Below are 887 nucleotides of genomic sequence, written 5' to 3' on the forward strand. Positions count from 1 at the left end.
TGTACACTTAAAAAGCTCTATAATCTCTACAGTGGTTTTACCCACTACAGAAATTATAGAGCCCAAAAAATCTAACTTTTGGGGTGTTTTTATTATGAAATTAACTTATGAAGATAGAGTTAAAATACATGAATTGAGAAAGCAAGGTCAAACTTTCAACCAACTTTCAAAAAGATTTGGTGTGGATGCTTCTGGATTAAGATATATGATGAGATTGATCGAACGTTACGGAATAGAAATTGTCAAGAAAGGTAAGAATTGTTACTATTCTCCAGAATTAAAACAAGAAATGATTGATAAAGTGCTACTTGAAGGTCGTTCACAAAAAAGTATAAGTCTTGATTATGCTCTTCCAAGTGGTGGAATGTTACCTAATTGGATAGCACAATACAAGAAAATGGGTATACTATTGTTGAGAAAACAAGAGGAAGACCGCCTAAAATGGGACGTAAGCCAAAGAAGAAATCTGAAGAGATGACAGAGCTAGAGCAACTTCAAGCAGAAAATGAGTACTTGAGAGCGGAGAACGCTGTTCTAAAAAGGTTGAGAAAACTCCGATTGAGGGGCGAGAAAGAGTAAAGAGAAAAACAGAAATTGTTCGAGGATTGGTAACAGAGTTTGCTTTAGAGAGTCTTCTAAAGATTGTTAAGCTTGCTCGTTCGACCTATTATTACCACTTAAAACAGCTGGATCAAACGGATAATAATCAAACTATCAAAGCTGAAATTCAAGCTATTTTTACTGAACACAAGGGAAATTATGGTTCTCGTCGAATGACTCTTGAATTGCGAAATTGTAGTTTTATAGTGAACCATAAGAAGGTGCAACGGCATGATGAAGTCTTTCTTTTGCATTCTGAAGTCTGAGATGTTTTATGGTTATGAGAA

The 887-nt window shown here is 35.1% G+C and carries 1 pseudogene; it reads left to right on the plus strand.

The features are described 5' to 3' along the window. Positions 1–94: 94 nt before the first annotated feature. Positions 95–863: pseudogene (locus ADF62_RS10930) on the plus strand (IS3 family transposase); the annotation flags it as partial. Positions 864–887 lie beyond the last annotated feature (24 nt).

It is taken from the genome of Streptococcus sp. 1004_SSPC, assembly GCF_001069025.1.
In the GTDB taxonomy this organism is placed as follows: domain Bacteria; phylum Bacillota; class Bacilli; order Lactobacillales; family Streptococcaceae; genus Streptococcus; species Streptococcus vestibularis.